The sequence below is a fragment of the Tunicatimonas sp. genome (assembly GCF_049647865.1).
Lineage (GTDB): Bacteria > Bacteroidota > Bacteroidia > Cytophagales > Cyclobacteriaceae > Tunicatimonas.
Genome location: NZ_JBARYM010000525.1, coordinates 1 through 3,101 on the forward strand (window position 1 = coordinate 1; position 3,101 = coordinate 3,101).

A 3,101-nucleotide genomic window follows, 5' to 3' on the forward strand; every position below is an offset into this window, starting at 1 on the left:
TAGTCCCAGAAACAATTTGCTAAAATTTGTGTAGTTTTTATTACTAAATAGTTAAACACCTAAGTTCTTCTTTTATAACAAACCACCAATAGATAAGGAGAGGAATGTAATTACAGATACAATTGAGTGGTTAAGTTTTCGTTACGGCATTTTGATGGCATTAGTACTAGCAGGTTTTTTCTTTTTGATGAAAGCCTTTGGCTTGGAACATAACTTGGAATTACGTGCATTTAACCTAATTATTCTGGCCAGCTTTATACTAATGGCTGTACAAGATTTTAAAAAGAGGAAAAGCGGCAAATTATCGTATTTGAAGGGCTTGAGCTTGGGAATATTGTCTACAATCATAGGAACTGTAAGCTTTGCCATCATGGTTGTTTTCTACGTATCAGTTGTTAATCCCGGCTTTATGGAAGTTATTCAAACGCAGGAGCTTTTCGGCGATTTCTTAAATCCATTTCTGGTAGGTTTCACTATTGTCATTGAAGGAAGTGCTTCGGGATGCTTGGCTACTTACGGTATCATGCAATTCTTCAAGCCTTCTCGAGTAGTAGCCAGTGCTGAAGTACACGATTAAAGTAAGGCTACTAATGGGTGTTTAAGAGTTGTGATACTTTTGTGAACATTTTTTTGAAACATTTACCCAGGCAATTCGTGTTAAGAGTAAAATAAGAAAGTAATTTACGGACTAAGCTTCCGTTACATAGATATAAAGATTTGATTGAGTAGTTTTAGGTTGTTGTATTAGTAGTGAAAAAAGTGAGTCTTATAGATTCACTTTTTTTTTGGCCTTTCTGTTACCTTTGCATTATGATTTATTTATCAGTAGAGACACTTAGTAAGCATTACCTTACTATGGAAGGGCGGGAGAAATTTCTTTTTCAGGATGTTTCTTTCGGTATTGAGCCAGGACAGAAAGTAGCTTTGGTGGGAATTAACGGCTCAGGAAAGTCGACACTGCTGAAAATTATTGCTGGTAAGGAAGTACCTGACCGGGGCGAAGTAGTTTTATCACAGGGAGTGCGGATGGCGTACGCTGAACAGCAACCGCAATTCGCCGAAAAAGATACCATCGCTTCTTTCATCTATAATAGTGATGACCCAACGCTGGCGCTATTAAAGGACTACCGAAAGTTACTGCAACAAGATCCGGGCAGCGAGCGATTATCCGATTTAATTCAGCAGATTGATAGTCGCCACGCCTGGGACTACGAAAGTCAGATTGAACAGATACTAGGCCAACTGGGTGTCTACGATATTGACCGACCGGTAACTAATTTATCGGGCGGACAGCGCAAGCGGGTTGCTCTTGCTAAAGCGTTAATTGAGAAGCCTGATTTCTTAATTCTAGATGAGCCTACGAATCACCTCGATTTAGCCACCATTGAGTGGTTAGAAAACTACATCTCTGCTCAAAATATGGCATTGCTGTTGGTAACTCACGATCGCTACTTTCTGGAAAGAGTAACCAATGAAATAATGGAGCTTGATCAGGGGCAAGTTTTTCGCTATCAGGGAAACTATGCCAATTTTTTGGAAAAGAAAGCTGAGCGCATGGCCCAGCAACAGGCTACGGTAGATAAAGCCCAAAATCTGCTTCGTAAAGAATTGGATTGGATGCGGCGGCAGCCCAAAGCCCGGGGCACCAAAGCCAAGTACAGGGTAGATGCTTTTTACGATCTGCAAGACCAAGCCAATCAAAAGATAGGCCAAGATACTACTGAGCTTAGTATTCAGGGGCGGCGGCAGGGTAAAAAAATTCTAGAGATTGAGCACATCAGCAAATCCTTTGGCGACCAAGAGCTAATTGATAATTTTTCCTACGTTTTCCGGCGGAAAGATAGGATTGGAATTATTGGACCTAATGGTTCGGGGAAAAGTACGTTCTTAAATATTATTACCCAGCAACTTGCCCCCGATGAAGGACAGTTGGATATGGGTACAACTACGGTATTCGGTTACTACACCCAGCAAGAAATTAGCTTCTCGGATGATCTACGGATGATTGATGTAGTAAAAGAAATAGCTGAAGTAATTGATTTGGGAAAAGGGCAAGTGATCACTGCTTCGCAACTGCTACAACGGTTTCAGTTTTCAACGGATATGCATTACCAGCGGGTGAAAGATTTGAGCGGCGGGGAAAAGCGGCGATTACAGCTACTGCGGGTGCTCATGAAAAATCCTAACTTTCTGATTCTGGATGAACCTACCAACGATCTGGATTTAATTACGCTTAATATTTTAGAAGATTTTTTGCTTCAATTTGATGGTTGTTTAATTCTGGTTACCCACGACCGCTATTTTATGGACCGGTTGGTGGAGCACATTTTCGTTTTTGAACAAGATAGCGGATACATCCGCGACTTTCCGGGTAACTACACGGATTTGAGAGATGAGAAAGCAAGAGAAAAAGCATTAGGAAACAATGCTAAAACCACTCAAAAGTCAAAACCCACTGCTAATACAAAAGTAGTTACCGAAGAAAAGCAAGACCGAAGAGCTACTTATAATGAAAAACGCGAATACCAGCAGATAGAATCGGACATTAGCCGGCTGGAAAAAGAAAAAGCTACGCTGGAACATCAATTGAATGAACTTTCTACTTCTGGCCAGTCTAGCCATCAAGAGCTAAGCGAAACATCTCAGCAGCTAGAACAAGTAGTTAAGGAGCTAGACAAAAAATCGGATCGGTGGCTGGAGTTAGCCGAGATTATGGAACAAAGCTAAGTAGTGCGGGTTGAAACAGCGTGATAAAAAAAGTCTCTAATTCAGCACTCGCCCCGGGAAACAACTGGTTCCGGCAGCAAGGTTGGCAGCCCTTTCCGTTCCAGCAAGAAGTATGGGAAGCGTATCTGAGTGGTGAGAGTGGATTATTAAACGCGCCCACCGGAAGCGGTAAAACTTACGCCCTCTGGATTCCTTGCCTATTAGAGTTCATCCAGCAGCATCCTGAAGATTTTTCTGAGCGTTCGGCCAACGGTTTGCAAATTATCTGGATTACTCCGCTAAAAGCTTTAGCCAAAGATATTCATTCAGCAATGGAGCGAGCCGCCGAAGGCTTAGAAGTTCCTTGGCGAGTAGCTGTTCGCAGTGGCGATACT

General features: G+C 42.0%; 3 protein-coding genes. All 3 read left to right on the top strand.

The genetic code is table 11. The features are described 5' to 3' along the window. Positions 1 to 151: 151 nt before the first annotated feature. Positions 152 to 577 carry a DUF4199 domain-containing protein gene (locus WBA23_RS15540; RefSeq protein ID WP_424583201.1) on the top strand — a complete coding sequence of 142 codons (426 nt, stop codon included), beginning with the start codon at positions 152 to 154 and terminating at the stop codon, positions 575 to 577. A 233-nt stretch (positions 578 to 810) separates the two neighbouring features. Then, the gene (locus tag WBA23_RS15545) at positions 811 to 2,727 is read left to right on the top strand and encodes an ABC-F family ATP-binding cassette domain-containing protein (protein WP_424583202.1); all 1,917 of its coding nucleotides are present in this window, start codon (positions 811 to 813) and stop codon (positions 2,725 to 2,727) included. 20 nt (positions 2,728 to 2,747) lie between these two features. After that, on the top strand, positions 2,748 to 3,101 hold a 354-nt coding region (locus tag WBA23_RS15550; protein ID WP_424583203.1), incomplete at its 3' end, for a DEAD/DEAH box helicase.